Genomic DNA, 26465 nt, shown 5'->3' on the forward strand with positions numbered 1-26465 from the left:
CAAAAACAAAAGAGGATTTTTTTATGCTGTTAACTTCCGAATTAATTCACTGAGCAATTTAATTCCGTTAGTCATTTGTTCTGGAGTAGCATATCCATATGATAAACGAATGTACTGATCTGATTCTTCTTCATAAATACGTCCCGGATTTAAAAGAATTCCTTTTGATAGTGCCTCTGAAAATAGTTTTTTCATCGGAATGTTATGTACAACCTTTAGCCATATAAAAAATCCACCACTAGGAATATCCCATGATGCAATATCTGCACAATATTTATTTAAAGCTCGTATCATTATTTGTCTTCGTTCTTTCAGGTGCATTCTTACGTTTGCTACATGTGCTTCATAAAAACCTTCATTTATCCATTCAGCAGCTACTCTTTGAGATAAAGAGCTGGATCCATAGTCTGTTTGCATTTTTATATCTGACAATCTATCAATAACAGGTTCTGGTCCGATTATCCATCCAATTCTAAGTCCTGGGCTAAGTGTTTTAGAGAGACTACCAATATATAATACATGTCCATGTTTATCCATCGACTTTAAAGGAGCTGGAGGTGATTCATCAAGCCATAACTCTCGGTAAATATCATCCTCGATGATAGGCAATTGCTCTTTTTCACATATTTTTAATATTTCTTTTCTTCGCTCTTTGGACATCAATAGCCCCGTTGGATTTTGAAAACAAGGGATTGAATATAAAATATTATTCTTTTGACTATATTTAATTCGTTTTAATAAGTCGTTAGGTAAAATACCGTGATGATCCATTGATATACCTGATAAATTTATATTTGCTGATTGAAAAACATGAAGTGAATATAAGTAAGAAGGTTGCTCAAGTAAAACAGTTGATTTTCTATGTAAAAGACCAATCGATATTAATTGTAATGCTTGGAGTGCACCAGAGACTATTAATATAGAATCCGGTGATGCATGTATTCCAAATGATCTTACATATTTGCTTATTGCTTCACGTAACGGATAAATACCTTTTTGTTCTTCGTATCCGAAATAATCTAATTCCTCACTGACGTTTTTTATTATAGATTGCATAGTTTCGAGCGGGAAAAGATGAGGTGCAAGTTCACCTTTACTAAGATGGATAAGCGTTTTATTTGCTTCTGCTTCATTTATTTCTCGCACCATTAACTTACTTGGTTTATGAATACCGGCTTTTACATATTCACTCCAATCGGGCGGAGGATTAGTTGCTAATAATGACCATGTATTATTCATTACAATTGTTCCTGCTCCGATTTGTCCTTGAATTAAACCATCTGCTATAAGTTCATCTAGCGCAGTAATTACAGTACTTCGATTTACATGAAATAATTTTGCTAACTGCCGCTGACTAGGGATTTTACTTCCAATTGGCCATTCTCCGTTTTCAATTTTTTCTTTCATATAGTCTATTATCTGCTGATATTTGGGCACTTTTTTATCGGTCGTCATATAAAAAACTCCTTCGTTTATTTAAAAGATTCAAAGTGGTTGGTTTTTCCGATAAATAACTGGTTGAAGACATTGTATCAACTATTAAATATGATGAAAAGAAATAATTGGTAATTTAAAAATGGTTGGTTTTTTAGGGAAGGAGAGAAAATATGCATAATAAAAAATGGGATTTACGCATTATATGTGCTCACGCTTTTACAATTCTTATATGGGGAACTGCTTTTCCAGCAATTCGTATGGGGCTTGAATCTTATACGCCTGAACACCTTACTTTACTACGCTTATTAATCGCCTCATTTATACTTTTGTTATTTTCATTTATATACAAACTACGACTACCGGATTTAAAGGATATCCCAGCAATTTTTATATTTGGTGCTTTAGGGTTTACTATTTATCACATCGCATTAAATTACGGCGAAAAAACAGTAAATGCTGGATCTGCAAGTTTAATAATTTCAGTCACTCCAATAGTAACGGCAATTCTTGCTTCTGTTTTTTTGAATGAAAAAATGAAATTAAATGGTTGGCTTGGTGGTGTAATTAGTTTTGCAGGAATTGCCTTAATTTCATTTAGCCAGGGCGATGCTATTCAATTGAATAGCGGGGGATTATTTATATTATTAGCGGCGATTTCAGAAAGTCTATTTTTCGTTTTCCAAACATCTTACTTAGAAAAATACGGCTTCTTACCATTTACCATATATACAATTTTGTCTAGTACTGTATGTATGCTTATTTTCTTACCCGGAGTTTATCAAGAAATACTAGCAGCTCCTCTTGAAGTTAACTTGAGCGTTATATATTTAGGTGTCTTTCCAACAGTACTCCCGTATATTGCATTGGCCTATATTATATCTCGTGCTGGTGCTTCTGAAGCAACAAGTTCTCTATATTTAACGCCAATAACTGCGTGTTTCATTGCTTGGATATGGTTAGGAGAAGTGCCAACTTTAGTTTCGATAATTGGCGGAGGAATTACTATACTTGGAATTGTGATTGCTCATATACCAATATTAAGAAAAGAAAAACATAGGAATTTAGCAAATAATCAATCCGTATAATGTAATTCAATAATAATTTTATGATACTTTTTTATATAGTTTCTTTCTTATGTTGATAAATATAATATTTTGTATTTCAGTTAAATATTGTATGTTACATTTTATGTAGTAAGCATTTTAAAAGGAGCTGACAACATAATGAATGGAAAAAGAAATATTTTTACATGTATTTCTATTGTAGGAATCGGACTAGCTAGTTTTTCTAATTCTAGTTTCGCAGCAAGTGTAACGGACAATTCAATACAAAATTCTATTCCCGTAGTTAATCAACAAGTAGCTGCTGCAAAGGAAATGAAACCATTTCCCCAGCAAGTTAATTATGCAGGTGTTATAAAACCGAATCATGTTACACAGGAAAGTTTAAATGCTTCTGTAAGAAGTTACTACGATAATTGGAAAAAGAAATATTTGAAAAATGATTTATCTTCTTTACCTGGTGGTTATTACGTAAAAGGAGAGATTACAGGTGATGCGGATGGGTTTAAGCCACTTGGAACTTCAGAAGGTCAAGGGTATGGGATGATAATTACAGTATTAATGGCTGGTTATGATTCGAATGCTCAAAAAATATATGACGGATTATTTAAAACAGCAAGAACTTTTAAAAGCTCTCAAAATCCTAATTTAATGGGATGGGTTGTCGCAGATAGTAAAAAAGCACAAGGTCATTTTGATTCTGCTACTGATGGAGATTTAGATATTGCGTATTCTCTTCTTCTTGCTCATAAGCAGTGGGGATCTAATGGAACAGTTAATTATTTGAAAGAAGCACAAGACATGATTACAAAAGGTATTAAAGCTAGTAATGTTACAAATAATAACCGACTAAATTTAGGAGATTGGGATTCTAAAAGTTCACTTGATACGAGACCATCTGATTGGATGATGTCACACCTTAGAGCATTTTATGAATTTACAGGTGATAAAACTTGGCTTACTGTTATTAATAATTTGTACGATGTTTATACGCAATTTAGTAATAAGTACTCTCCAAATACAGGACTTATTTCAGATTTCGTTGTAAAAAACCCACCACAACCCGCACCTAAAGACTTCTTAGATGAGTCAGAATATACAAATGCATATTATTATAATGCTAGTCGAGTACCTTTAAGAATTGTAATGGACTATGCAATGTACGGCGAGAAGCGAAGTAAAGTCATTTCTGATAAAGTCTCTTCATGGATTCAAAATAAAACGAATGGAAATCCTTCTAAAATTGTGGATGGTTATCAATTAAATGGATCCAATATTGGTAGTTATCCAACTGCTGTATTTGTTTCACCGTTTATTGCTGCAAGTATAACGAGTAGCAATAATCAAAAGTGGGTAAATAGTGGTTGGGATTGGATGAAGAATAAGAGAGAAAGTTATTTTAGTGATAGTTATAATTTATTAACTATGTTATTTATTACAGGAAATTGGTGGAAGCCTGTACCTGATGATAAAAAAACACAAAATCTAATAAATGATGCAATTTATGAAGGATACGATAATTAATTAAATTTGAGAATGGTTACTGAAGAAAGGAATTAGCATTCGCTAGTTCCTTTTTAATGTTTTGTAAAACATTATCCATTCTAAAATTCGCATAGATATACTTGCTTTTTTCATATACATAGTTATTGATGACTCTATGTTTTTATGAAGGGAGAGTATTTCTTGGAAAAAGTATTATTTTTCGGAGATCCAGGTATTGATGACTCATTTGCCATTATGTATGGTTTACTGCATCCCGAAATTGAAATTGTCGGTATTGTAACCGGATACGGAAATGTTGAGCATATACATGCTGCACATAATGCAGCGTATATTTTACAGTTAGCAAATAGACAAAACATTCCTGTCATTAGTGGTGCAACAAAACCACTGACAGAAGAAATCACTACGTACTATCCTGAAATTCACGGAGCAGAAGGATTAGGGCCCATCCATGTTCCAGGAAATATATTATCTATTCCAATATATAATTTCGGCAGTATTGCTGCGATTCTTATAAAGTACGGAAAAGATTTAACGATTGTTGATGTAGGAAGATCTACCTCGTTAGCAATTGCTTTTAATTTATGGAATGATTTAATGCTAAATGTAAAAGGAATCTATTTCATGGGTGGTGTTTTTTTAGAAGTAGGAAACGTTACGCCATTAGCAGAGGCAAACGTGTATGGAGATCCGATAGCAAGTAAAATTGTTTTCCATCAAGCAAAGAATTTATTCATATTCCCTTTAAATGTAACAAACAAAGCTGTGTTAACACCAAATGTATTTAACTATATTCAAGCTAATGCAAAGAATCCATTTCATATGATAATGAAACCAATGTATGACTACTATCTATCCGCATACCAAAAACTTAATCCATCTATGGAAGGACCTTTGCTACATGATGTGGTTGCAATAAGCGGATTAGTAAATCCAAGTTTTTTTGAATTTGTGCATCGTACAGTAAATGTAGATACATACGGAGATACGAAAGGACAAACATTTGCTGATTTTCGCCCTAACTCTAAATCTGAAGGAGCCCGTATAGCTTTAGAAATAGATGCAGAAAAATTCATTCAAGATTTTATAAAAATTATGTTATAAGTTGCTGTCGAAAAAGGGAATTATTTCAATGCGTTGAATATAAAAATACATCCTCTAGATAAAGGAGCTTACAATATTGAATGTCCAGTTAAAGGTTGTTACGAGAGACAATTGGGAAGATGCATTAAAGTTACAAGTTAAAGAAGATCAAAGAAAATTTGTCCCCGCTGTAGCAGTTTCACTTGCTAAAGTATATATAAAACCAGATGGTGACAATGTAGAGTACATACCATTCGCTATATACGATGGTGACCTTATGGTTGGTTTTGTTATGCATGCTGTTGTAATAGAGACATCGGATATGTATTGGATTAACGGATTTATTATTGATCAATCGCAACAAGGTAATGGTTATGGAAAAGCAGCATTACAAGAAAGTATTGATATAATAAAAAATACTTTTAAATCGTGTAAAGAAATAAGATTAACCGTACATAAAGATAATCTCTCTGCAAAGAAATTATATGAACGATATGGTTTCATATCATTAGGACAGGAGTATGATGGTGAGCAAGTATACCGTTTATTTGTTTAACTATTAAGAAGTAAAGGTGTGAAATGAAATATGCAATTTACTGAAGTGAAAATTGAAGTGTTCATTCCTGAAGAATATATTGAAACATTAAGGGATGAATTAAATAAAATTGGAGCATGTAAAACGGGCGAATATGACCATTGTCTTTCCTATAGTTCAGTGAAAGGATATTGGAGACCTTTAGAAGAGGCATCTCCTTTTAATGGAGAAATTGGTCAAATATGCGAAGGACAAGAATGTAAAGTTGAAATAAAGTGTAAACGAGAACTTGTAAAAGATGCTCTTGAAGTTATTAATGATATTCATCCGTATGAAACACCTATGATTTATATTATACCAATACTAAATGACTATTTTGAGAAACTATACATTAAATAACTAGGAGGAATATCAATTGAAAAGTAAATTTCATCATATTGTACGAGCAGTCATGATAAAAGATGAAAAATTATTAGTTGCTGAATATATCGGCCATCATTATTTTTTACCTGGTGGCCATGTTGAAATTGGAGAATCAGCAGAGAATGCATTAAAAAGAGAGTTAAGAGAAGAACTTGGAGTAAACTGTAGTATACAACAATTTTTAGGCGTCATAGAAAATCAATGGCAAGATAAAGAAGTGCTTCATCATGAAATTAACCACATTTTTGAAGTAGAGTCACAAGATTTACATACGGACTTAACACCGAAATCTAGCGAGTCTCATTTAGCATTTCACTGGATAGATTATAATAAAGAAGCCTTAAATCATTATGAAATCATGCCAATGCCTTTAGTGAAGGAATTACTAGAAAGAAAGTTAAGTGATGAACTACTAAATTGTTGGATTAGTAATTTTTAAATCACTTTATTTATAGTAAATACGTCCATCGAATGAATATAAAGAAAATAGGCTGAAAAACAAGGTACATCACCTAGTGTAAGTTCATATTTTGTTGATGTACGCATTTAGTCTATAGTCTTGTTTCTACTTTGTTTAAAAGAATTTATTAACTTTAATATTTGGACGGAATTTACATTTATAAATGGAGGGTTTCATAATGAATCAGTTTCAACAAGAACTACAATCATTAAACCTTAATGATTATCAAACTGGCAATGTTGTGTATTGGGATCAACAACAAAGTCAATATCCATACTATTACATTCAAGACGATGCACGTCGTTGCGGCGGATGTGGCGGTTGTGGTGGACGTTGCGGTGGATGTGGCGGTAGATGTGGTGGTTGTGCAGGTCGTTGTGGCGGATGCATAGGATGCGCAGGATGTTTCAGTTGCTTTAATTGCTGGAACTGGTGGATTATTTAAGTATAGAAAATTCAAGTTATTTTATATGAAAGAAAGGTGTAAAAACTATTTTGCACTTTTCTTTCATGCTGTAATTTTGATGTGTATTAAGGGGGGATTTATTTGTATACATATGATAAGTTGATTTCTTGGGTAGAGGATATAAAAGAAAAAAATCATAGTTCTGCTACAGCACTTTGTATTATAAAAGATAATAAAATCGTACTAGAGCATTATAGTGGTTATCACTCAAATACATCTACAACCAAGAGAATAACAGCATCTTCACAATTTAACGTTGCTTCTGCTAGAAAAAGTTATTTAGGATTAATGATAGCGTATGCGCTTTATGAGGGGAAAATAAACTCTATTGATGATGAAGCGATAAAATATTTTAAAGACTTTGATCCTGCATTGCTTAGTAAAACGACGATAAGACATTTAGTAACACATTCGCACGGATTAGAAGAAACGAATGACAGGACAATTTTTCGTGAATTTGCACCGGGACAATCATGGGCGTATAGAGATATTAATGTAAGAATGATGACACGTCTTATTTATCAGCTATATAACAAAAGTTTTCCTGAATTGTTAAAGGAGCGTGTGTTTAAGCCTGCTAATTTTCAAGAAACAGGTTGGAGAGTTCAGCGAGATGAAAATTTAGTTGACGTTGTTAATAATCCAAATGAAGACGCAATTAGTGAAATTGGTACGGTAGATGACGGTACTGAAAAAAATTTGTTTGTCTCAGCTAGAGAATTTGCGCAGTGGGGCAATCTTCATTTAAATCAAGGTGGGATAGATGATAAACAAATTGTTCCAAAAGAAGTTATAAAAATCGCTACGAGTTTGCAGAGTCCAACATATATAAACAAAGAGCTACCACAAAATGGATTGTTTTGGTTCATCCAAAATGAGCCTGCGCAATTAAGCGAACTTGGTGAACGTGTTCCAAAAGGGTCGTATCAAATATTAGGGATTACTGGACCGACCATTTTAGTAATACCTGAATATAATGTAGTTGTTGCAAAAATGTATAACAAAAGATATAACTACGGCGGTGATAATTACTTATATTATTTACGTGAATTTAGTAATTTAGTCGCTGATACATTTAGTAACGGTAATAGGGCATAATTACTCCTATAACAAAAAGGAGTGATTGAAAGTGAAAGATAAAGTGAACAAAAATAAAAAACAAAATATAAAAGATGTAAATACAGAGCAAAATGCGATTTATAGCGATCCTAAAGATGCAGCTAATATGCAAACTGTACCGCAGCCGAAGGATTTTGATGAAATCGAATATTAATTTTTCATCCGACTATATGATGAATGAAAAATACGTCTTAAGTCTCATCACATATAAGAAATTATTTGATAACATATATACATAAGCATTTGAAAATGGCTTATCTTAACAAAGCTTTCTTTAGAAACATCTGATATAACCTGCAAAAGGCACTTCTTTATGAAGTGTCTTTTTGTGTATATGAACTTAATTACCATTTTCCGTACAGTATCTTGCAATTTATGATGGATATACTAACTGTGAAAATTCATGTCAAGATAAAAGAAGGGGACAGTTAGTATGAAACAAACTTCTATAAATCCGTTACTAATTGTTCTAGGTACAATCATTGTTCAAATTGGACTTGGAACAATTTATACATGGAGTTTATTTAATCAACCCCTTGTAAGTAAGTTTGGATGGAATCTTAATGCAGTAGCGATAACTTTCTCTATAACAAGTTTTTCTTTATCATTCTCAACTTTATTTGCAGCAAAGTTACAGAAAAAATTAGGACTTCGGAAACTTATTGCTACTGCAGGAATTGTTTTAGGACTCGGCTTAATACTTAGTTCTCAAGTTTCTTCTTTACCACTATTATATTTATTAGCTGGTGTCGTTGTTGGTTATGCGGATGGAACAGCTTATATTACATCACTATCTAATTTAATTAAATGGTTTCCAAATCGGAAAGGGCTTATTTCAGGTATATCTGTATCAGCGTATGGAATGGGCAGCTTAATCTTTAGATATATAAACGGAAATCTTATCGATAACCTTGGTGTATCACAAGCATTCTTATATTGGGGTATTATCGTGTTACTTTTAGTGTTAATCGGATCGTTCTTCTTACGTGAGGCAATTGTAAGTAATGCTGTAACTGAAACATTACACAATGACTATACTCCGCGTGAAATGATGCGAACGAAACAAGTATATCTGCTATTTTTTATGTTATTCACCTCGTGTATGGGTGGTTTGTATTTAATCAGTATGGTAAAAGATATCGGTGTACAACTCGTTGGACTTAGCGCAGCAACCGCTGCAAACGCCGTTGCTATGATTGCGATCTTTAATACAGTAGGTAGAATCATTCTTGGGACGTTATCAGATAAAATCGGCCGAATGAAAATTGTCTCTGCAACGTTTATTATTATAGGTTTGTCAGTCTTTACTTTAAGTTTTATTCCGCTAAATTACGGAATCTATTTTGCTTGTGTAGCAAGTGTCGCCTTTTGCTTCGGCGGTAATATAACTATATTCCCAGCTATTGTCGGAGATTTCTTTGGATTAAAAAACCATAGTACAAATTACGGGATTGTCTACCAAGGTTTTGGATTTGGTGCGCTTGCAGGATCATTTATTGGAGCGATACTCGGGGGATTTCAACCAACTTTCATTATAATTGGTGTTTTAAGTGTTATTTCCTTCATTATTTCAATATTAATCCGTCCACCAACTGCAGAGAAGAAAAAGGAACTAAAACATTTACATCGGAAAGTGGCGTAATACTAAAAAGAGTCCTAATATAGGGCTCTTTTTAGTATAGAGAGAATAGAGTTATTTAATTTAAAATGAAATGATTTGAGAAGCCTCGATTCGTTCTAACAAAAGTAATGAAGTCATTGATAACACTTCTGAGTCATTATTTAAAGTAGCTACGATTACATTGGCTAATGGAGCTGACAATATCTCAATTTATATACCAATGTTCGCTAGTCAATCCTTGGAAGCAAATATCGTTACATTAATAATCTTTTTTTCCATGATAGCGATATGGTGTTTTATTAGCTACAAATTGATAAGAACTCCTATTCTAGTTAAAGTACTTGAGAACAATTGTCATATTATTGTTCCAATTGTTCTAATTGGTTTAGGAATGTTCATTCTTTTTCGCAGTGATACAATTGAATTATTGTACTAATATGTTGAAACTTGAATTAAAAAGAATCAAACGCGGTAAAAAGCCATACTACAGATAAAATGTAGTACGGTTTTTTAAAATTTTAGTGAAATGAAACAGTGCACTACGACTATTAAGTTAGACAGGATATTACGATTATTAAATTGAATAGATACTTTAAAAGGAGCGTGATAATTAAAATGAAAATAGTAAAACAATGGGTCCAAGAAGATAGTGATTACATAAGAGAAAAAGTAATTGAATATAACCAAAAACATATTTCAGATGAAGAGAAAAAGCCTTCAGAAAAAATTAGTTTTATAGTGAGAAATGAAAAGGGAAAAATTGTAGGTGGAATAACTGCAATTACATTTTGGCACCATATACACGTTGACTTTCTATGGGTTTCTGAAGAATATAGACATGAAGGTTACGGAACCAAGTTAATAAAACTTATTGAAGAATTTGCAATTGAAAAAGGGTGTAGGTTAATTAATTTAGATACTTTATTCTAAAACTGCAAGAACGTACTTTGGATAATCTTCCTAAGGTACGTTCTTTTTTTATATCAGTAGCCTATTCTTATTAACTCCACTAATAGTGGTAAAGGCAAGACTTAACTAACTTATATATATTAAAAGGAGTTAATGGTAGAATGAATAGAAGACAGAAAATTCCTTTTATTAAAAATAGAGGAGGTACATATGAAAAAAGTTAATGTTACATACGCGATTTTGTACGATAAAACTAATGAAAAGATTTTAATGGTAAAAAACAAAGGGGAAAATGGTTCTTATTATACATTACCAGGTGGCGCAGTTAAATTAGGAGAAACATTGGAAGAAGCAGTAATTCGAGAAGTAAAAGAAGAAACAGGGTTACATATAAACGTAAAAGGGATTTGTTCTATCAGCGAAGCCTTTTTCGAGGAAAGAGATCATCATGCAATTTTCTTTAATTTTCTAGGTGAAATAATTGGCGGAGAGACATATATATCAAGGCCGAAAGAAATTGAAGAGATTACTTGGATGGAATTACATATAGCAGCTCCATATTTACGCATACCAGAACATTTATTAGATTTATTACAAAAGAAGGAAACAGTACCTTATTTTTTTAACGGAACAATCGTTCATCAATCTTCATAAAAATATTATCTCATGTAAGGCGGGGAAAAAATGGAGTTTATCGTTAATCACAAACAATTCACTCAAGCACTTTCAGAAGTCAACAAAGCAATATCAACAAAATCTTTAATTCCTATATTATCTGGTATAAAAATAACTGCAGATCAATCTGGAATTACTTTAATTGCAAGTAACTCGAATATTTTTATTGAAAAATTCATTCCTGTTTTAATTGAAGACGAAAAGATTGCAACTATTTTAAAGGCAGGAACTATTGTTGTACCTGCAAAGTATTTTATTGAAATAATAAAGAAAATGCCAAGTGATATAGCAATAAAAAGTAAGAATGAGCAAATTATTAAGATACAATCAGAAGAAATCACATTAAGTTTAAATGGATTTCCTGCAGATGAGTTTCCGAATGTACCGCTTATAGACAATCATGCAGAAATCAAAGTAGAAACAGAGCAATTGATTGAAGTATTTAAACAAACAGTCTTTGCGGTAGCAAAAAATGAATCTAGACCTGTTCTTACTGGGGTGCATATAGAGTTATCTAATAATAAGTTTATTTGTGCTGCAACTGACTCACATAGACTAGCGATACGTGAAACGCGACTTTCCTCAGATGTAAAAGCAAATTGTATTGTACCAAGCGCAACCATTAATGAACTTCTAAAATTAATGAACAGCAATTCGAAATTCGTATATATCTACCTTTCAGAGAGTCATATTATATTTACGCTCGGAACAACTACATTATATTCAAGACTAATTGAAGGGAAATATCCTAATATTTCTAACCTTATTCCAAATGATTTTAAAACGATTATTAACTTAGATAGAAAAAAGATATTACAAGGTGTAGACCGATCAAGTTTATTAGCAAGTGAATGGGCCAATAACAATGTTAACTTAGAAATCATAAACGAATCCACAATTAAAATTTCTTCAAACGCTTCTCAAATTGGGAAAATATCCGAAACGCAACAAATAGATGCGATTCAAGGTGAAAAACAATTAAATATATCTTTCGATGGGCGTTTTATGGTTGATGCTTTACGAGCAATAAAAGAAGAAACGATTACTTTAAGCTTTGGCGGTTCTATGAGACCGATATTGATTGAAGCAGGAGAACAATCTGCAGCAGTACATCTTATATCACCAGTAAGAGCTTATTAGGGATAGAGGAAGGAATTACATTATGTACAAGCAGACTTTTGTTTTATGAAATCATAAATCAATACATTATAAGAATGATGTATTAGTAAAGCAAACAGTTTACTAAATCCTACATAATATAATTCAATCATAGACAAAGCAGCAATGGTAATCTGAAATACAAAGCAAAATAATAATAACCTCAATATAAAAGCCATAGATTAATCGATATGGGGTGAGTATGATGAAGAAAATAATTGTTTTACTCATTGGTATAGTTTTAATTACTTTTGCTTTTTATCAATACAATAAAAAAGACTATGCAGCTAAAAGTACTAACTTGTATGTAGAAAACTTTAAAGGGGAAAATGATTCAATAAAAATACAATCTGCTATTAATAAAGCAGAATCTAGTAAAATTAAAACGGTATTACTTGATGATAAGAAGTATAAAATTACGTCACCAATCATTGTTAAAAAAGGTGTGAAATTATTATTTGGTTATGGATCCCAATTTGTAGTTGAGGGAAACTTTAGAGTTCTAGAACTGGAGAACAACGCATCCATTGAAGGAGCGTATATAGCTATTGACGATCCTAAATTTAGCTCTGAAGTTATTTATTTAGACGGTAAAAATAAATATTATAACACTTGGAACAAAACACAAATAAAAGATATAAATATTATCAATTGGACGGAAACGAATAAAGGTACCGGAATTTCTTTATACTCTGCTGGAAAAGAAAATGAAATTTCGTTTGTTAACTTCGAAAACATTAAAATTGTAGGAATGGAAACCGGACTAAAATTAGTAGCAAAAAAACCGAGCACCGGACAAGCTTGGATAAATGCCAATCGTTTTATGAACTTTTCTTTAGAAGACTGTGTGAATATGATTTATATGGATAGTCAAGTAACTACGCCAAATGAAATTAGTGGGAATCAATTTACAAATCTTCAAATACAGCCTTCAAATAAAACAAAAAGCATTATAAAAGTAAGTGGTCAGTATAATGAATTTCATGGGATGGTGTGGGATTTAAATAAAATAAAACATGAAAACGAACTCATTGAACTAACTGATAAAAGTATGAATACAGTGATTGAAATGTCCAGTGTACCAGCAAATAGAGTTTTAGATAGTGGGAAATCCAATATTGTGAAATAAGTTTAAATACAGAAAAAAGAGCGAATTCTTTATAAGAGGATTCGCTCTTTTTATATTTTAAAATTAAATTTCCTTCCACCAAGCGGATGAAGGATAATTTGTAGATTTTAACGTAATAGATTCACCAATTTGAGGCGTTGTAATTTTAACTCCTAAACGGTTAGCTTCTTTCGTAATACGTTCTATCGGGTCACTCCATTCGTGTAATGCTAACGTAAAGGCACCCCAATGAATCGGAAGAAGTAATTCTCCTTTAACATCAATATGAGCTTGTACCGTTTCTTCAGGCAACATATGAATAGCAGACCACCTCGGATCATATTGCCCGCATTCCATTAATGTAAGATCGAATGGACCGTATTTATCACCAATTTCCTTAAAGTGAGGGGCATAACCGCTATCACCACTAAAGAAAATTTTAGTCTCTTGACCAAGAATAAGCCATGAACACCATAATGAACGATCTCTATCTGTCATACCACGTCCCGAGAAATGCCTTGCAGGCGCACATACTAACTTAATATTATCAAACGTAATTTCGTCCCACCAATTATGTTCACTAATTTTACTAGGCGAAACACCCCATTTAATAAGATATTGTGCAACTCCAGTTGGAACATAAAAGTGCTTTGCGCGATCTTTTAACTGCATAATACTTTTGTAATTCAAATGATCATAGTGATTATGAGAAATGATAATCGCATCAATTTCTTGAAGGTCATCACGTTCTAAAGAAAAAGTACCACTATAGCGTTTACTATTAAACAAAGGAAATGGGGAAGAGGCATCTCCAAACATAGGGTCCAATAATAGTTTTTTACCTTCTATTTTCAAAAGAGAAGCAGAATGGCCAAACCATGTAACACTCTCTAACGATTCATTATCTTTATTTGATAAAACGATAGGCAAATCCTTTATAGGACGCAGCTTTGATTTTATTTTAAAGTAATCCGTCATTAAACTTATAATATCTTTCGGTTTAAAACTCATATCAGTATGAATTTGATTTGTATATTTCTTATTCATTCGTTCTCCTTTTTACGATTAACAATTTATGTATGTTGTTATTGTAGCTATTTGTAGTTTAAACTATATTATTTTACCTTTCATCTAAATTGCCTTGTATTTCATAAATTCGTCAAATTCATTATTTGTATCTATAAAGTACAAATTGCACAGTGGCAGCTAAAACAAATATTAAGTACATGTAAATTGTTTTTATTTAGTAAATTCCTTCTTATACGCAACAAAGAACATACGTTTCGTTGTATGTTATAGAAGAAAATATGTCTCTAATAAAAGAAAGGAAGGAGAGGATGTAAGTGCACATAGAGCGAAAAAAGAAATCAAAATGTAAACTATCAAAATCTGAAATCATGCATTTGTATACTGAAGGGAAGAGCACCTCAGAAATCGTCATGCTTGCTAATGTGTCTGCAAGGTATATTCGTATGGTTTTATCAGACAATAACGTACCAAGACGCGCTATAGGGAGTTGGAAGAGAAAGTATGACATAACAGAAGATTATTTTAAAACGTGGTCAAACAATATGGCTTATATTTTAGGGTTTATAGCAGCAGATGGTGTTATACAGAAAGAAAAGCAATGTGTCAGTATATCTCAAAAAGAAAGTTATATTTTAGAAGATATAAAAAAAGAACTAAAAACAAACCAGCCACTTTATCAAAACAAAAAAACAGGCGTATATATGCTAAACATTAATAGTAAAGTAATAAAAGACGATCTAATGAATATTCACGGAATCATGCCATGTAAATCTTTTAACATTGAATTTCCTTTAGTACCAGAAGAATATTTACATCATTTTGTTCGTGGATATTTTGATGGGGATGGTTACGTCAAGTATGAAACTTATACAGTTAATTTCGTAGGTGGATCATATAACTTTATGAATTCTTTACATCAAATTCTTCAAAATCGCAATTTACGAGCCGATTTACTAAATCAAAACAAACATTATCGTGTTATTTTATCTGGAAGAAAATCAATACAACTATTTTCAAATTGGATTTATAAAGACAAAGATATTTATTTGCATAGAAAATATGAAGTGTTTCAGAAAGAAAGTCTGAGTTTAGATCAATTACAAGATCGAAAATTAAAACAAACTCAAACTGCTGTTAAGCAAAGAAAACAAAGTTTCCTTGAAGAATATATGAAAAATAAATGTAATGCTATAACTTGTTCAAATTTAGAAATAAGCGAATCGGCTTTCAAACGTTGGCTAAAAAATGATAATCAATTTAAAAGAGATTATGAAAAGATTAATTTAACAATGTCCACTAGCGATAACTAAATATAAAATCCTAAAAAACCTTAGAATAGGTATGAAGATAGCTATTCTAAGGTTTTTTATTTTTAAATCATAAAGGATTCTTAATTTTATTGATTGAATATAGTAAATACATAGATTTTACAATTGTCTTGATAAAAAAGGAGAGAGACACCTTGCAAAAGAAATTTATCAATCCAGAAACGATGCCACCAACTTCTGGATATTCACATGTAGTGGAAGTTAGTAACGCTAAACGAACAATTTACATATCTGGACAAGTAGCGATTAACACTGATGGTCAAATAGTTGGCATTGGTGATTTAGCTACACAAACGCGACAAGTTTTCGAAAATATTAAAAGTGCATTAGAAACTTCGGAATTAAGATTTAATGATGTAGTAAAATTAACATTATTAAATCTTAATTCCGATTTCCTAACAGATATTTCTCAAATGGCCACTGTTAGAGATATACGAGATCAATACATTGATACTAAAAATCCACCAGCAAGTTCAGCTGTAGAAGTTAGAAAGTTAATTAACGATAACTTTTTAATTGAAATCGAAGCAATTGCTGTAGCAAACTAATTTTAAAAACTTATTATGAATCATATCAATGCAATTCGTTTAATGTGTTCAGTTAAAACGAATTGCATTTTTTATTGTCTTAAATATAATTTATATCTGGAGACATTTTCATCAACAACTTATAAAATAAATAACTAAACAATCCATCACACAGAATGATTAAAAAGAACGAGGGGAGGCTAATCACAAAAACTAACTTACCTATAATAAGTTTATTATTTAAAGTTAGTTAACATAATATATATTATAGGCAGTTATAGAAACAAAGCAATACCAGGTATCAAAACCCAAGTAAACTATACTTAATGAGACGAAACGGAGATTTTTGGTGAGATTTACATTAAATCTTATCTAAACAAATTTCTTCAGTTTTTATCGTTTTTATTTGTTATAAATTCATCACAGCAAATCTTAATCAATAATCGCTTAAGATTTAACGAATTAAAAACATTTTTGATTGGCAAGAAATTTTTATACAGAAAAATTATTTCTATACAAAATATAAATTAGTAATTTTATTTTATGTTTTACTTAATGAATTAATTGCTATTTGCACATGTTTTACAACTTTACATTATTTGTTGTTATTTCTGTCATTTAGACTTGACTTTCATTACACTCATTGTTTTTTATTCTAGTTAACATAACGCTTATTTTTAACATAAAAAAATCCTCCTCACCTTCAGGAAGATTTTTTGTTTGCTATTATTTTATTTATATCTTCTAGTAACAATCCCAATTGTAAATGACATTGGAAAAATCTAGATTTAACAAATCTTCCTTACGTATAAAGAAATTAGCAACCCCAGAATCACCCCACATAATATTTAATGAATCGTCTGTATCGATTTGCATCAATAATATGTCATGTTGCTGGTATTTTTCTTCCCATTCCCTTGGATCTGTCTGTGTGAAAAATGGATAACCACCAATTTTATGTCCTTGATCCTTACATAAATCATCATACAGTTCGCCTAATTCTGTATTATTTTCTTCATCAACAATTTCTTCCCAATCAATGTTATCATTAAAAATCATTTCAAATCGATAATCTCTTGGTGTTACTGGTTGATATGCCAACTCAAACTTTAGTTTTGCTGCTTTGGGTATGATAAAATTCTCTAAATCTAAAGTGTTTAAATAACTAAAATCAGTAATCACCTTAGTTAAATCCGCTGTGATTGTAGAATGATAAACAATTCGAAAGTCTTTTTGGGTTGTGGGATGATCAAAATCTGCTCCAAAAAGATCTTCTTCAGCACTTATGAAAAACTGTAACATTCCATGTTGAGGCATATGTTCAATGTTTGGTATTTCTTCAAGGTTTAACTGCGCAAGTAGCATCATAGGTTGTCCGTTTGAGTCTTTAGGATGCTCTTGATCTATAGGTAAATACGGATATCCACCAAACTTACTTTCAAAAAGCGTTGTCTCTGCTTGCGTTCCAGACACTTTAACATACGGTTTCACACTTTCTTCTAAAATACTACGATACTGTTCTAGTTCTTTCGGAATTTGAAGTTGATACGTATTCTTCACTATATTTGCCTCCTTTTAGTAATGAATTGAAAATGCCTAACTTAATTATATAGTAAGCGATAGCTTAATTGAAAATCGTTAAAAATCCATTTTCACCCTCATTTTTTGCGCGCTTGGTGGACAAAGTAGATTATGTTCTAATACCTTTTTATTAATAGTTCGAATTAAATCCGCTGCTTCTGCAGTATTTGTATTTTCTTTTAGCTTTTCTTTTAAATCGTCAATTTCTTTTGAAAGCTCAATCCACCTAGGTAAAACGTGATTATTTGCTAAAGTTCTATAAAGTTGCTTTTCAGGATTGTACGAAAGATCTTTATCAAGATTAAGAGGTTTCCCTTTACCAGGTAAATTATCAAAAGACCCTTTCTTTTCTGCTTCTTTAACGATAGAACTAATATGATCTTCATACGTATAGGACCAAACTTTCTCATCTTTTACTAAAATCTCTTGCTTTTTTAGTTTTTTATCTAGTTCTTCTTGATTCATAGATTCTCTCTCCTTTTTATTTTCTAATGTCGTTTTTGTAAATTCTAATGCCCTTAATCCATCGAATAGCTTTTCTCGCCACCATACGCTATCATGTCCGCCTTGAAACTCTTCTTAAGTGGTTTGTGGTGTTTCATTTCTTCTAAAGCTTTATATAGCCGTCTATTAGCCGTTAAAAGAGGTTCGTTTTCGAGTTCACCTACTGCTATGTAAGAATGTAGATGAGTCGTATTAGAATTTATTGATAAAATTTGATTTTCAATCCAAGGAATTGTATTTTCATAATTATCCTTTTTCCAATGTACGGATCCAGACATTGACAACACATTTCCGAAAACATGTGGATTTTGAAGTGCTGCATAAAAAGCTGCTAAGCCACCAAGACTGAAACCAGCAATTGTTGTATGATTCCTTTCTTGATAAACGTGATACTTAGATTGAATCCACGGAAGTAATTCCTTTGTTAAAAATGTATTCATTTTATCGTTATAAGTTAGCTCTTCTAATCGATCGACAGGATCTATAGCAACAGCAATGCAAGATGGGATTTCTTTTTCGTAAATTAAATAATTAAGTGTTTTTTCAATTAAAAGGCTCTGAATGAATGAATTCCCATCAAATACAATGAGAAGTTCTTGAAGATGTGGAGTGTGAGAATAATCATGAGGCGTATAAATATGAATTTTACGTGTGTTATTTAAAATCGAACTATGAAAAGAATATGTTTCAATTCTCCCAGATGGATAATGATTTGAAGGGAAACGACTGCTATACTGCATGTCCATACTTATTTTTAACACAGACGCTTTATTGGTACCTTCTCCAAATGTATTTTTATTAAATGGGTCTAATCGATACTGTTCACTACGCTTTATCCAATTATTTTCGAAAAAATCATTTACTGTAAAATAATAAGTTGAAATAAAACTCTTATTTGTTCTAAACGTAACATACCAAATATCTGTCTGTAACAATCGTTGTAATTGATTTACAGACAGATCCCAACCAGGAAAACTACCGAATACATAAACATTTTCAGTATTTTGATTGCCTAACCATATATACGTTATAAGTTTATACTGATTATCTATAGGGCATAGTTCTATTAGTAGTGTATGATTTGATTTCATGCAAAAAAGTATAAAGAGCTTTTTCGTTTCCATTCTTTAATTGATTTTTAAGCTGCTCTAACTTATGACTAATGATCGAAGTCACCTCTCTTCCTCTTTTGTAGTACTCTATATGTAGTTTTTTCATTAGAATCCCTATATAAAAGTAGTCGTAAGTAATGTGTTTAGAGAAGTTATTGATTAGAGAAATGATCAATCGCTTGAATAGAAAGTTCCAATGATTTTATTCTTCTTTCTAAAAGTGTTCTTTGAGGACTCCCAAGCTTTGACTTATCGTAAATCTTTTCAATTGATGGAAGCAAACCAATCAGAACATTACGAGCTTCTGCTAAATCTTCCTGAGTATAATGATGAGTTTCTTGCTTCCAAACACTTTCTAACATAGCTAAGCCGATACTAGCTGCTTTGAGTCTTTTTTTCACTAAAGTAGTATTTGAGCCCTTTTGAGTCATCTGTGATAAGGCATTTTCAAGTTTACGGATTGTTGACTGTAAAGATTTTATTGATTCCAATTTATCTATTTTTGATACGTTTTCCATGTTAATGTTGTCCCTTCTGCATTGTTGACTTATTTTGTTTAAAGCTTGATTTCACTCGAAATATATTAACATAAATAACTAACTGTATTCGAGTTGGACAATAACTTAAAGTAAAACAGCTATTCCTCTCTCCTCCCTGTATCATTCTATTATATGTACTTCTTTCTTCTCATTAGAATTCCTATATAAACTAGTTGTTAATATTGAATGTTTTATGAACAAAAAAACGTACAAGTAATGTAACCTGTACGTTTTCGCTTTTATTCAGTAAGATAATAAAGTAATAGCTTCCTGGTCTTCTCATAACTTATGAAATCTCTATACAAAATGGGATAATTCACAATTTCTGTTTCTAGAAAACGATATTACGGAAACCACTCAAAAAACGATTTTCTTAACCACTTTATTTGTTGAAACGTAATGTTCTGTTCGTTTCCATTTAGTATAGAATTTAAAGTAGCTGCTGTATGCATCCAATAATGATTAAAATCAGCGTTTATACAGTCATCTTCGGTAAATTTACTTTTTAGGTCTCGTTGCAATTTTGCTGTAGCACGATAAGGAAACGGTTTATGAAGTGGACTATGCATTTTCTGCAATTCCTTAAAAATAATTTGTTTTCCTAACTTCAACTTTCTCCTCCTTTATTTCTCTATCCAATTTAATAAGTTTTCATAATGATATTGAGCATCGATATACCCAAGATTATATAGATTAACAAGCTTTTCCTTATTTCTTTCTATTCCGCTTATAGGAAGCTGTACACTTGGCTGAATTACATAAAAATTATCTTTTTGTTCTTCTTGATTCATATAAGATATCGTCTCATTATAAAAACGATAATGGTTTACTAAATTCTCTGCGATTTTCGGATATTTTCTATATAAAATTTTAGCCAGGCCTGAAAATTTATTTCGCTGCTTCTCATATCCTTCTGGCTTTGTCATAATTACAACGTTCTTTTCATAACCATCCTTTTGGGCTTTCAAAACAGGTATAGGGTCTATAATCCCTCCATCTAATAATTTTCGATTATTATATTCTACAGCAGGTGCTATAAACGGCACAGAGCTAGATGCACGAATGATTTTTAAAATATCATTTCCGTGTTCTGCTTTATTATAATAAATGGCTTGTCCTGATTCGCAATCAGTTGTCCCTATAACAAACTGTTCATTACAGTTTAAGAAAGTTTGAAAATCAAATGGTACAATTTTATTAGGTACTTCATCAAATAAAAAATCCATTCCGAATAATTCACGTTTTCGAATTAAGTTTCGATAAGATATATACCTGTAATCTGATACTAGCTCTGTATTTACTTTCTTATTTCTCCCTTGTTGACGCGACAAATAGGTTGCTCCCATACAAGCTCCAGCGGATACGCCAACTACATAAGGGAAGAATAAGTTCTTTTCCATGAAATATTCGAGTACGCCTGCAGTATATAAACCTTTCATTCCTCCGCCTTCTAATACTAAACCGATATTTTTCATACTATATCCCTCTGCTTCTCTTTTCTTAATTTCATATTAGCATAAGATATTAGGATGAAGTTATATAAATGAATTACAACAATAACCAGAAACTACTAAAGTAATGTCATAATATCTTTGTGAGTAACATGTTACAATATAAGTAATTCATTCCACATATATTAAAGGAGGAATTTAATATGGGTTTATTTAGCGGTATTTTAGGAAATGCATCAAATACGAGTTCTGAAAGTGTAGAACGTGATTTAGAGAAGATTATGCTAGACGATGAAAAAGTAGAGCATGCTTATAAATTAATTCGTGATCTAATCGTATTTACAAATCGTCGTCTTATATTAGTAGATAAACAAGGAGTAACTGGCAAAAAAACAGAATACCATTCTATTCCTTATAAAAGTATTACACAATATAGCATCGAAACGGCTGGGCATTTTGATTTAGATGCAGAACTTAAAATTTGGGTGTCTAGTATGGAGGAACCAATTACGAAAGAATTTAAAGGTGACGATAGTATTTTAAGCATTCAAAAAGCGCTAGTAACCTTTACGACAAAGTAGTGTTTTTTGTATCTTTATTCATTTTCGAAATTACTAACCCGAGTATCTTGGAAGAACATACATTGTTTTTGTATATTTAATCTAAAATAACATAAAAAGGTAAAGCGTATTTTAAATGCTTTACCTTTCTTTTTTGTAATAAACAAGTGTAGTTTTATCATTTAATTTCTTTATTACTTCTGTTCTTTTATACCCCATTTTCTCGTATAGAAAACAATTTCTTTCTTCTTCTAAAATCGTAGCAAGTTCAAAACTTCGTGCTTCTGGAAACATTTCTTCAATTAAAATAAGTACCTTCTGAGCAATTCCTTTCCCTTGATAGATTGGATGAATAAACATTGGACTAATCCAAAATTTATAAGGTAGTTCTTTTGCGGATATACATATCGCTCCAACAAGTTTCGAATCTATTATCACCTTATAAAAATTACTGCTGGGATTATTTATTCTAAAAATAGTTTTTTCAATAGTTTCATTTGCTGGATTTGTTTCATAGTCTTTATATTTATGTAATAAAGAGCTAAATGAGTCTATTTGCATTTGAAATATAACTTCTGCATCAGTTTCTGTCGCCTTCTCTAATGTAATCTCCATGTTACCAATTTAGTCGCTTTCTTAATGAAGTTATATGAGCTGTATGATGCCGTCCGTGCCATGCGTATAGTCCTATTGCAACAGCAAGTTTTGTTTCACCAGTTTCAGGATGGTTAAATGTCTTTTCTAAATCTTCAATTTCTAGAGAATATAAAAGGTTAACCCATCTTTTATGTAATGAATCTAGCATTACTAGTGAAACATCTACCGGTAATTTTGAATCGGGTAACTCTGCCCACTTCTCTTCTTTATACGGCTTAATAGTGGGATTCTTTTCTGTCAGTGCTAATTTAAAGCGTATGTAGCTATTCATATGACTATCAACGACGTGATGAACTACTTGACGTACAGTCCAACCTCCAACGCGATATGGTGTATCTAACTGCTTCTGATCTAAATCTTTAATTGCCTTTGTTAGTTCATTTGGTAAATCTTCAATTTCTTGAATCCATGTATCAATCATTTCTTCAGTTATAGGACGTTTGTATGTAAATTGGCCAATTGGATAACGTAAATCATTCATGAATAAGTCCTCCTTATTATAAGCGTGAAGTATTTCTCCAAATATAGTGTACAAACTTCACATGTTCTCCATTTAATTCTACAGAAGTTGTATCTGATTCGTTTTGATAAGAAGAAAATCCGCTTTTTTCTAGTACAATTTGTGATGCGAGATTATTAGTAGTTGTTTTAGCATGAACTTCAGTAATTTCATTATTTTTCGCTACATCTAAAATTAATTTTACGGCTGCTGTAGCAACTCCTTTTTTAGTAAATTTTTCTCCGACCCGATACCCCAGCGAACTAATTTGAGTTTCCGTATCTATATCTACTAAATTAATTCGCCCTACAATTTCTTTTTCTTCATTACGAATTAAATAAAAATAAGAATCTCCATCTGCTTGTTCTATTAATAAATCGTCTAGTAGTTTTTGGAAATATTCAAATTCAAAATATTTTGAGCCACGATTTGGCACCATTGTTTCAAAAAAAGATTTATTCGTAAGTTCAAACGTAAATAAATCCTTAGCATCTTGTTTCTTTAGTTGCTCTATGTATATTTCCATCCCGTATTCTCCTTCTAGATTTACTAACTGTTATACATTCTTTTTTAATCAATTATATTCCTGCTATTACTTTCGATTAAGTAATACAGATAGTAGCACTTTCGGATGAAAAAGATGAAATGGACTACGAATTAAATTCATCACTCGTACTAACCGAATATAAACATCAGAATTACTTGCGGATAGTCGATATATTTGTTTCGTATACCATAGCTGAAATTTTTGTTTTGTAGTTAATTCTCTCTTTAGTTGCGGATGACGTGATATTTCCGTTGTTGTCATATCCCATGGGGTTTCTATTATATTAGCTGCCTTTTTATAAAATTGTTGTGTAAATGTTTTATCAAGTTGTTTTCTACCTTGCAGAAGTAATTGCAACTGGTGAGCCTCCATAGCAGCAACTGATACGCCTTGGCCGAAAACGGGATCAAAACGACATTGCGCATCTCCAACAACTAATAAGCCTTCTGGTACATTATTTACTAAATCAAATCGCCGGCGTACTTGATAGGGAATTTTGTATGTCTTTATATCAGTAATTCCCTCAGCCTTGTTTAGGAAGTCTGTAACATTAGAAATTGATAGGTTTTCAGCAAAATCATAAAACTCATCATCTGTTTGTGGTGCTTTCTCGTTTGCGTATCCACTGAAAGTAACAAAATAACGATTATCTTCTATCGTTTGAATAAGAACGCCATAAGGGTTATCAGGGAAACTCGGAGACATTAGCACATTGCAACAGTCTAATTTCTCATTTTCTTTAAGTTTGAACATTTTCGTTGCGTAAAATAAATCAATACGAACTTTCTCTTCTTCTACTTCAATTTCGTATTCTCGTAACCACTCTATACTTTTTGAGCCAAATCCACTCGCATCAACTACAAGGTCTGCATGAACTTCTTCTTGTATGTCTGTCTCTAAATATTTAACTTTTACTCCACACACTTTGTTAAGCTTTTCATCTACCAATAACCCTTTAACCAATGTTTCATATTTAATAGTAATATTTGAAATTTGATGTATTCGTTTTTGAATATGCCATTCTAGTAAAGGACGACTTTGTTGAATCATATGTACTTCCCCTATGAACGGTTGTTTCCATAGACCGAATTGATGCCATTTCAAATCACGTGTAAAGTTGTTTATAATACTACCCGCTTCTATTAATTCATTCGTAATAGTAGGAAACAATTCTTCAATTGCTTTTTCTCCACCTTTTAATAACACGTGAGGATGATTACTTTGTGGAACTCTTTTTCTTGAAGCTTTTCCATCCCATTTTTCACCGACTTCTAAAATGATTACTTCTTTAAAAAAAGTTGATAATGCTTTTGCTGCAAACTTTCCTGCCATACTTCCACCAATAACGATAGCCTTATTAAACATATTTTCCCCCTTAATAAAAAGAGATCCTGCCTTGTATGAATGAAACAGGATCTTAAACTAATTAACTTCTTTATCATTATACTTAAAATACATCAGTAAATTGCAAAGTTAAAATTAAAATACCTAATCCCCATACGTAATACGCGAATACTTTTAAGGAGTGACGTTTTAAATATTGAATCATCCATGAAACGGCTATGTATCCAAAAAACGCTGCTGATAACGTTCCGACAATTAAAGATGTACTAGAAATAGATTCTGCTTTCCCTTGAAAAACGTCTACAAATTGCAAAATGATAGCTCCAACAATGGCTGGTGTCGAAAGTAAAAAAGAAAAGTAAGCAGCTGTTTCACGATCTAATTTTCTCCATAATGCAGCGACAATTGTCATTCCAGAACGAGAAATGGCTGGAAAAATAGCAGCAGCTTGAAATGAACCGATAATTAATGCGTCTTTATATGTTATGTCATCCATTTTTTTACGACCATTCTTTTGTTTATCTGCCATGTAGAGAAAGAATCCGGTCACTAAAAACTCCCAACCGATCGTGATTCCTGTTTTTGAAATATCTTCAAAGAAGTCTTTAAACAATAAACCAATAACAACTGCGGGTATTGTCCCAACGATAAGTAATAACATGAGCTTTGAAAATGGGTTTTTAATTAAATATATAAATTCTTTTTTGTAATAAATAAAAACCGCAAGTAAAGTCCCAATATGCAGCATCGTATCTAAAAATAAGCCAGCCTCATCTAATCGGAACAAATGCCTTCCTAAATAAAGATGTCCGGTACTACTGATTGGTAAAAATTCTGTTAAACCTTGAATTATACCTAGTATGAAAGCTTCTAACCAATTCATGATGGTCTCCTTTCTCTTTTGCTTGTACCAATATATGAGGGTTAAATTTTCGATATGAAAAAAACTATATTTCTCTATGAATTTACTTTTCATTTATGGATATATATGTAAAGAGGGTTAAGGAGGGTTATTATGTGGAAGCACACAAAATTCGGTAATGTATTACTTTGGGTGGGCCCTATCCTTGTATTTTTAGGACTATGTATGACAAATGTTATTTCAGATATTCCTTTCTTTGAGGGAAAACATAAAACGGTTGGTATTGTACTTATATTTATAGGTGTAATCTGTTTTGTTGCTGCTAATCATTTGAAAAAAGGAGAAAGATATGAAGAATAAATCT

General features: G+C 31.7%; 27 protein-coding genes and 4 pseudogenes. 19 read left to right on the forward strand and 12 right to left on the reverse strand.

Going from position 1 to position 26465, the window contains the following annotated elements:
* Positions 1 to 21: 21 nt before the first annotated feature.
* On the reverse strand, positions 22 to 1455 hold the full coding sequence (locus V7S45_RS13110; RefSeq protein ID WP_088362136.1) for a PLP-dependent aminotransferase family protein: 1434 nt from the start codon (positions 1453 to 1455) through the stop codon (positions 22 to 24).
* Between the two features lie 152 nt (positions 1456 to 1607).
* Between V7S45_RS13110 and V7S45_RS13115 the strand changes: the two genes are divergently transcribed.
* The 15 genes and pseudogenes from V7S45_RS13115 to V7S45_RS13185 all read left to right on the forward strand — a co-directional run bounded on the left by V7S45_RS13115 (position 1608) and on the right by V7S45_RS13185 (position 13582).
* Positions 1608 to 2522 (forward strand): DMT family transporter, encoded by a 915-nt coding sequence (locus tag V7S45_RS13115; RefSeq protein ID WP_000551622.1) that lies wholly within the window; start codon positions 1608 to 1610, stop codon positions 2520 to 2522.
* Positions 2523 to 2660: 138 nt separating this feature from the next.
* On the forward strand, positions 2661 to 4022 hold the full coding sequence (locus V7S45_RS13120) for a glycosyl hydrolase family 8 (RefSeq protein ID WP_001013617.1): 1362 nt from the start codon (positions 2661 to 2663) through the stop codon (positions 4020 to 4022).
* Between the two features lie 162 nt (positions 4023 to 4184).
* Positions 4185 to 5108, forward strand: coding sequence for a nucleoside hydrolase (locus tag V7S45_RS13125; protein WP_342761894.1), 924 nt, complete (start codon positions 4185 to 4187; stop codon positions 5106 to 5108).
* A gap of 76 nt (positions 5109 to 5184) precedes the next feature.
* Positions 5185 to 5643: a GNAT family N-acetyltransferase gene (locus V7S45_RS13130; RefSeq protein WP_001102671.1), complete on the forward strand. Its 459-nt coding sequence runs from the start codon at positions 5185 to 5187 to the stop codon at positions 5641 to 5643.
* A gap of 30 nt (positions 5644 to 5673) precedes the next feature.
* Positions 5674 to 6021, forward strand: coding sequence for a divalent cation tolerance protein CutA (cutA, locus tag V7S45_RS13135; RefSeq protein WP_001160791.1), 348 nt, complete (start codon positions 5674 to 5676; stop codon positions 6019 to 6021).
* 16 nt (positions 6022 to 6037) lie between these two features.
* Positions 6038 to 6484, forward strand: a complete 447-nt coding sequence (locus V7S45_RS13140; protein WP_000836832.1) for an NUDIX domain-containing protein — start codon at positions 6038 to 6040, stop codon at positions 6482 to 6484.
* Positions 6485 to 6683: 199 nt separating this feature from the next.
* The gene (locus V7S45_RS13145) at positions 6684 to 6950 is read left to right on the forward strand and encodes a heterocycloanthracin/sonorensin family bacteriocin (protein WP_001071389.1); all 267 of its coding nucleotides are present in this window, start codon (positions 6684 to 6686) and stop codon (positions 6948 to 6950) included.
* Between the two features lie 102 nt (positions 6951 to 7052).
* A complete protein-coding gene (locus tag V7S45_RS13150; RefSeq protein WP_342761895.1) occupies positions 7053 to 8069 on the forward strand; it encodes a serine hydrolase domain-containing protein in 1017 nt (338 codons plus the stop codon).
* Positions 8070 to 8100: 31 nt separating this feature from the next.
* A complete protein-coding gene (locus tag V7S45_RS13155) occupies positions 8101 to 8244 on the forward strand; it encodes a hypothetical protein (RefSeq protein ID WP_000653680.1) in 144 nt (47 codons plus the stop codon).
* Between the two features lie 279 nt (positions 8245 to 8523).
* On the forward strand, positions 8524 to 9732 hold the full coding sequence (locus tag V7S45_RS13160; RefSeq protein ID WP_048538320.1) for an OFA family MFS transporter: 1209 nt from the start codon (positions 8524 to 8526) through the stop codon (positions 9730 to 9732).
* Between the two features lie 85 nt (positions 9733 to 9817).
* Positions 9818 to 10147: pseudogene (locus tag V7S45_RS13165) on the forward strand (cadmium resistance transporter); the annotation flags it as partial.
* Positions 10148 to 10326: 179 nt separating this feature from the next.
* Positions 10327 to 10641: a GNAT family N-acetyltransferase gene (locus V7S45_RS13170; RefSeq protein WP_342761896.1), complete on the forward strand. Its 315-nt coding sequence runs from the start codon at positions 10327 to 10329 to the stop codon at positions 10639 to 10641.
* Between the two features lie 189 nt (positions 10642 to 10830).
* Entirely contained in the window at positions 10831 to 11274 is a 444-nt protein-coding gene (locus V7S45_RS13175) for an NUDIX hydrolase (RefSeq protein WP_000757601.1), read from the forward strand.
* 30 nt (positions 11275 to 11304) lie between these two features.
* Positions 11305 to 12435, forward strand: coding sequence for a DNA polymerase III subunit beta (dnaN, locus tag V7S45_RS13180; RefSeq protein WP_000394468.1), 1131 nt, complete (start codon positions 11305 to 11307; stop codon positions 12433 to 12435).
* A 223-nt stretch (positions 12436 to 12658) separates the two neighbouring features.
* Entirely contained in the window at positions 12659 to 13582 is a 924-nt protein-coding gene (locus V7S45_RS13185; RefSeq protein ID WP_130055546.1) for a hypothetical protein, read from the forward strand.
* Between the two features lie 63 nt (positions 13583 to 13645).
* Here V7S45_RS13185 and V7S45_RS13190 read toward each other — a convergent pair whose 3' ends face one another.
* Entirely contained in the window at positions 13646 to 14608 is a 963-nt protein-coding gene (locus V7S45_RS13190; RefSeq protein WP_001037060.1) for an MBL fold metallo-hydrolase, read from the reverse strand.
* 296 nt (positions 14609 to 14904) lie between these two features.
* On the opposite strand from V7S45_RS13190, the gene V7S45_RS13195 reads away from it, so the two are divergent.
* Both V7S45_RS13195 and V7S45_RS13200 read left to right on the forward strand, forming a co-directional pair.
* Positions 14905 to 15900, forward strand: coding sequence for an LAGLIDADG family homing endonuclease (locus V7S45_RS13195; RefSeq protein WP_342761897.1), 996 nt, complete (start codon positions 14905 to 14907; stop codon positions 15898 to 15900).
* Between the two features lie 152 nt (positions 15901 to 16052).
* Positions 16053 to 16466: a RidA family protein gene (locus tag V7S45_RS13200; protein WP_342761898.1), complete on the forward strand. Its 414-nt coding sequence runs from the start codon at positions 16053 to 16055 to the stop codon at positions 16464 to 16466.
* Positions 16467 to 17189: 723 nt separating this feature from the next.
* On the opposite strand, the gene V7S45_RS13205 is transcribed toward V7S45_RS13200, so the two are convergent.
* The 5 genes and pseudogenes from V7S45_RS13205 to V7S45_RS13225 all read right to left on the reverse strand — a co-directional run bounded on the left by V7S45_RS13205 (position 17190) and on the right by V7S45_RS13225 (position 21656).
* Complete coding sequence (locus V7S45_RS13205) at positions 17190 to 18005, reverse strand: YwqG family protein (RefSeq protein ID WP_088344348.1); 816 nt, start codon at positions 18003 to 18005, stop codon at positions 17190 to 17192.
* Between the two features lie 78 nt (positions 18006 to 18083).
* Positions 18084 to 19706: pseudogene (locus tag V7S45_RS13210) on the reverse strand (DnaJ family domain-containing protein).
* A gap of 88 nt (positions 19707 to 19794) precedes the next feature.
* On the reverse strand, positions 19795 to 20160 hold the full coding sequence (locus V7S45_RS13215) for a hypothetical protein (protein WP_000432659.1): 366 nt from the start codon (positions 20158 to 20160) through the stop codon (positions 19795 to 19797).
* A 260-nt stretch (positions 20161 to 20420) separates the two neighbouring features.
* Positions 20421 to 20792, reverse strand: a pseudogene (locus V7S45_RS13220) (YxiJ-like family protein).
* A 12-nt stretch (positions 20793 to 20804) separates the two neighbouring features.
* Positions 20805 to 21656, reverse strand: a complete 852-nt coding sequence (locus V7S45_RS13225; protein WP_088344344.1) for a patatin family protein — start codon at positions 21654 to 21656, stop codon at positions 20805 to 20807.
* 179 nt (positions 21657 to 21835) lie between these two features.
* On the opposite strand from V7S45_RS13225, the gene V7S45_RS13230 reads away from it, so the two are divergent.
* Complete coding sequence (locus V7S45_RS13230; RefSeq protein ID WP_000522476.1) at positions 21836 to 22213, forward strand: PH domain-containing protein; 378 nt, start codon at positions 21836 to 21838, stop codon at positions 22211 to 22213.
* A gap of 120 nt (positions 22214 to 22333) precedes the next feature.
* On the opposite strand, the pseudogene V7S45_RS13235 reads toward V7S45_RS13230, so the two are convergent.
* The 5 genes and pseudogenes from V7S45_RS13235 to V7S45_RS13255 form a co-directional block, all read right to left on the reverse strand.
* Positions 22334 to 22807, reverse strand: a pseudogene (locus V7S45_RS13235) (GNAT family N-acetyltransferase); the annotation flags it as partial.
* Between the two features lies 1 nt (position 22808).
* A complete protein-coding gene (locus tag V7S45_RS13240) occupies positions 22809 to 23330 on the reverse strand; it encodes a YfiT family bacillithiol transferase (protein ID WP_000999070.1) in 522 nt (173 codons plus the stop codon).
* 16 nt (positions 23331 to 23346) lie between these two features.
* Positions 23347 to 23874 carry a GNAT family N-acetyltransferase gene (locus tag V7S45_RS13245; protein ID WP_000409236.1) on the reverse strand — a complete coding sequence of 176 codons (528 nt, stop codon included), beginning with the start codon at positions 23872 to 23874 and terminating at the stop codon, positions 23347 to 23349.
* A 66-nt stretch (positions 23875 to 23940) separates the two neighbouring features.
* Positions 23941 to 25260: an FAD-dependent monooxygenase gene (locus V7S45_RS13250; RefSeq protein ID WP_342761899.1), complete on the reverse strand. Its 1320-nt coding sequence runs from the start codon at positions 25258 to 25260 to the stop codon at positions 23941 to 23943.
* Between the two features lie 82 nt (positions 25261 to 25342).
* A complete protein-coding gene (locus V7S45_RS13255) occupies positions 25343 to 26122 on the reverse strand; it encodes an undecaprenyl-diphosphate phosphatase (RefSeq protein ID WP_071713694.1) in 780 nt (259 codons plus the stop codon).
* Positions 26123 to 26254: 132 nt separating this feature from the next.
* On the opposite strand from V7S45_RS13255, the gene V7S45_RS13260 reads away from it, so the two are divergent.
* Complete coding sequence (locus V7S45_RS13260) at positions 26255 to 26461, forward strand: hypothetical protein (RefSeq protein WP_000265477.1); 207 nt, start codon at positions 26255 to 26257, stop codon at positions 26459 to 26461.
* The last annotated feature ends 4 nt before the right edge of the window (positions 26462 to 26465 follow it).

It is taken from the genome of Bacillus sp. BR3(2024) (genome assembly GCF_039134555.1).
GTDB lineage: Bacteria > Bacillota > Bacilli > Bacillales > Bacillaceae_G > Bacillus_A > Bacillus_A cereus.

Excerpts from the sequence above, each read along its gene's own strand:
- V7S45_RS13190 (WP_001037060.1), bottom strand. The coding sequence starts at position 14,608 with ATGAATAAGAAATATACAAATCAAATTCATACTGATATGAGTTTTAAA.
- V7S45_RS13215 (WP_000432659.1), bottom strand. The coding sequence starts at position 20,160 with ATGGAAAACGTATCAAAAATAGATAAATTGGAATCAATAAAATCTTTA.
- V7S45_RS13250 (WP_342761899.1), bottom strand. The coding sequence starts at position 25,260 with ATGTTTAATAAGGCTATCGTTATTGGTGGAAGTATGGCAGGAAAGTTT.
- V7S45_RS13230 (WP_000522476.1), top strand. The coding sequence starts at position 21,836 with ATGGGTTTATTTAGCGGTATTTTAGGAAATGCATCAAATACGAGTTCT.
- V7S45_RS13175 (WP_000757601.1), top strand. The coding sequence starts at position 10,831 with ATGAAAAAAGTTAATGTTACATACGCGATTTTGTACGATAAAACTAAT.
- V7S45_RS13110 (WP_088362136.1), bottom strand. The coding sequence starts at position 1,455 with ATGACGACCGATAAAAAAGTGCCCAAATATCAGCAGATAATAGACTAT.
- V7S45_RS13145 (WP_001071389.1), top strand. The coding sequence starts at position 6,684 with ATGAATCAGTTTCAACAAGAACTACAATCATTAAACCTTAATGATTAT.
- V7S45_RS13240 (WP_000999070.1), bottom strand. The coding sequence starts at position 23,330 with ATGAATGATTTACGTTATCCAATTGGCCAATTTACATACAAACGTCCT.
- V7S45_RS13225 (WP_088344344.1), bottom strand. The coding sequence starts at position 21,656 with ATGAAAAATATCGGTTTAGTATTAGAAGGCGGAGGAATGAAAGGTTTA.
- dnaN (WP_000394468.1), top strand. The coding sequence starts at position 11,305 with ATGGAGTTTATCGTTAATCACAAACAATTCACTCAAGCACTTTCAGAA.
- V7S45_RS13115 (WP_000551622.1), top strand. The coding sequence starts at position 1,608 with ATGCATAATAAAAAATGGGATTTACGCATTATATGTGCTCACGCTTTT.
- V7S45_RS13120 (WP_001013617.1), top strand. The coding sequence starts at position 2,661 with ATGAATGGAAAAAGAAATATTTTTACATGTATTTCTATTGTAGGAATC.
- cutA (WP_001160791.1), top strand. The coding sequence starts at position 5,674 with ATGCAATTTACTGAAGTGAAAATTGAAGTGTTCATTCCTGAAGAATAT.
- V7S45_RS13245 (WP_000409236.1), bottom strand. The coding sequence starts at position 23,874 with ATGGAAATATACATAGAGCAACTAAAGAAACAAGATGCTAAGGATTTA.
- V7S45_RS13160 (WP_048538320.1), top strand. The coding sequence starts at position 8,524 with ATGAAACAAACTTCTATAAATCCGTTACTAATTGTTCTAGGTACAATC.
- V7S45_RS13260 (WP_000265477.1), top strand. The coding sequence starts at position 26,255 with ATGTGGAAGCACACAAAATTCGGTAATGTATTACTTTGGGTGGGCCCT.
- V7S45_RS13170 (WP_342761896.1), top strand. The coding sequence starts at position 10,327 with ATGAAAATAGTAAAACAATGGGTCCAAGAAGATAGTGATTACATAAGA.
- V7S45_RS13255 (WP_071713694.1), bottom strand. The coding sequence starts at position 26,122 with ATGAATTGGTTAGAAGCTTTCATACTAGGTATAATTCAAGGTTTAACA.
- V7S45_RS13185 (WP_130055546.1), top strand. The coding sequence starts at position 12,659 with ATGAAGAAAATAATTGTTTTACTCATTGGTATAGTTTTAATTACTTTT.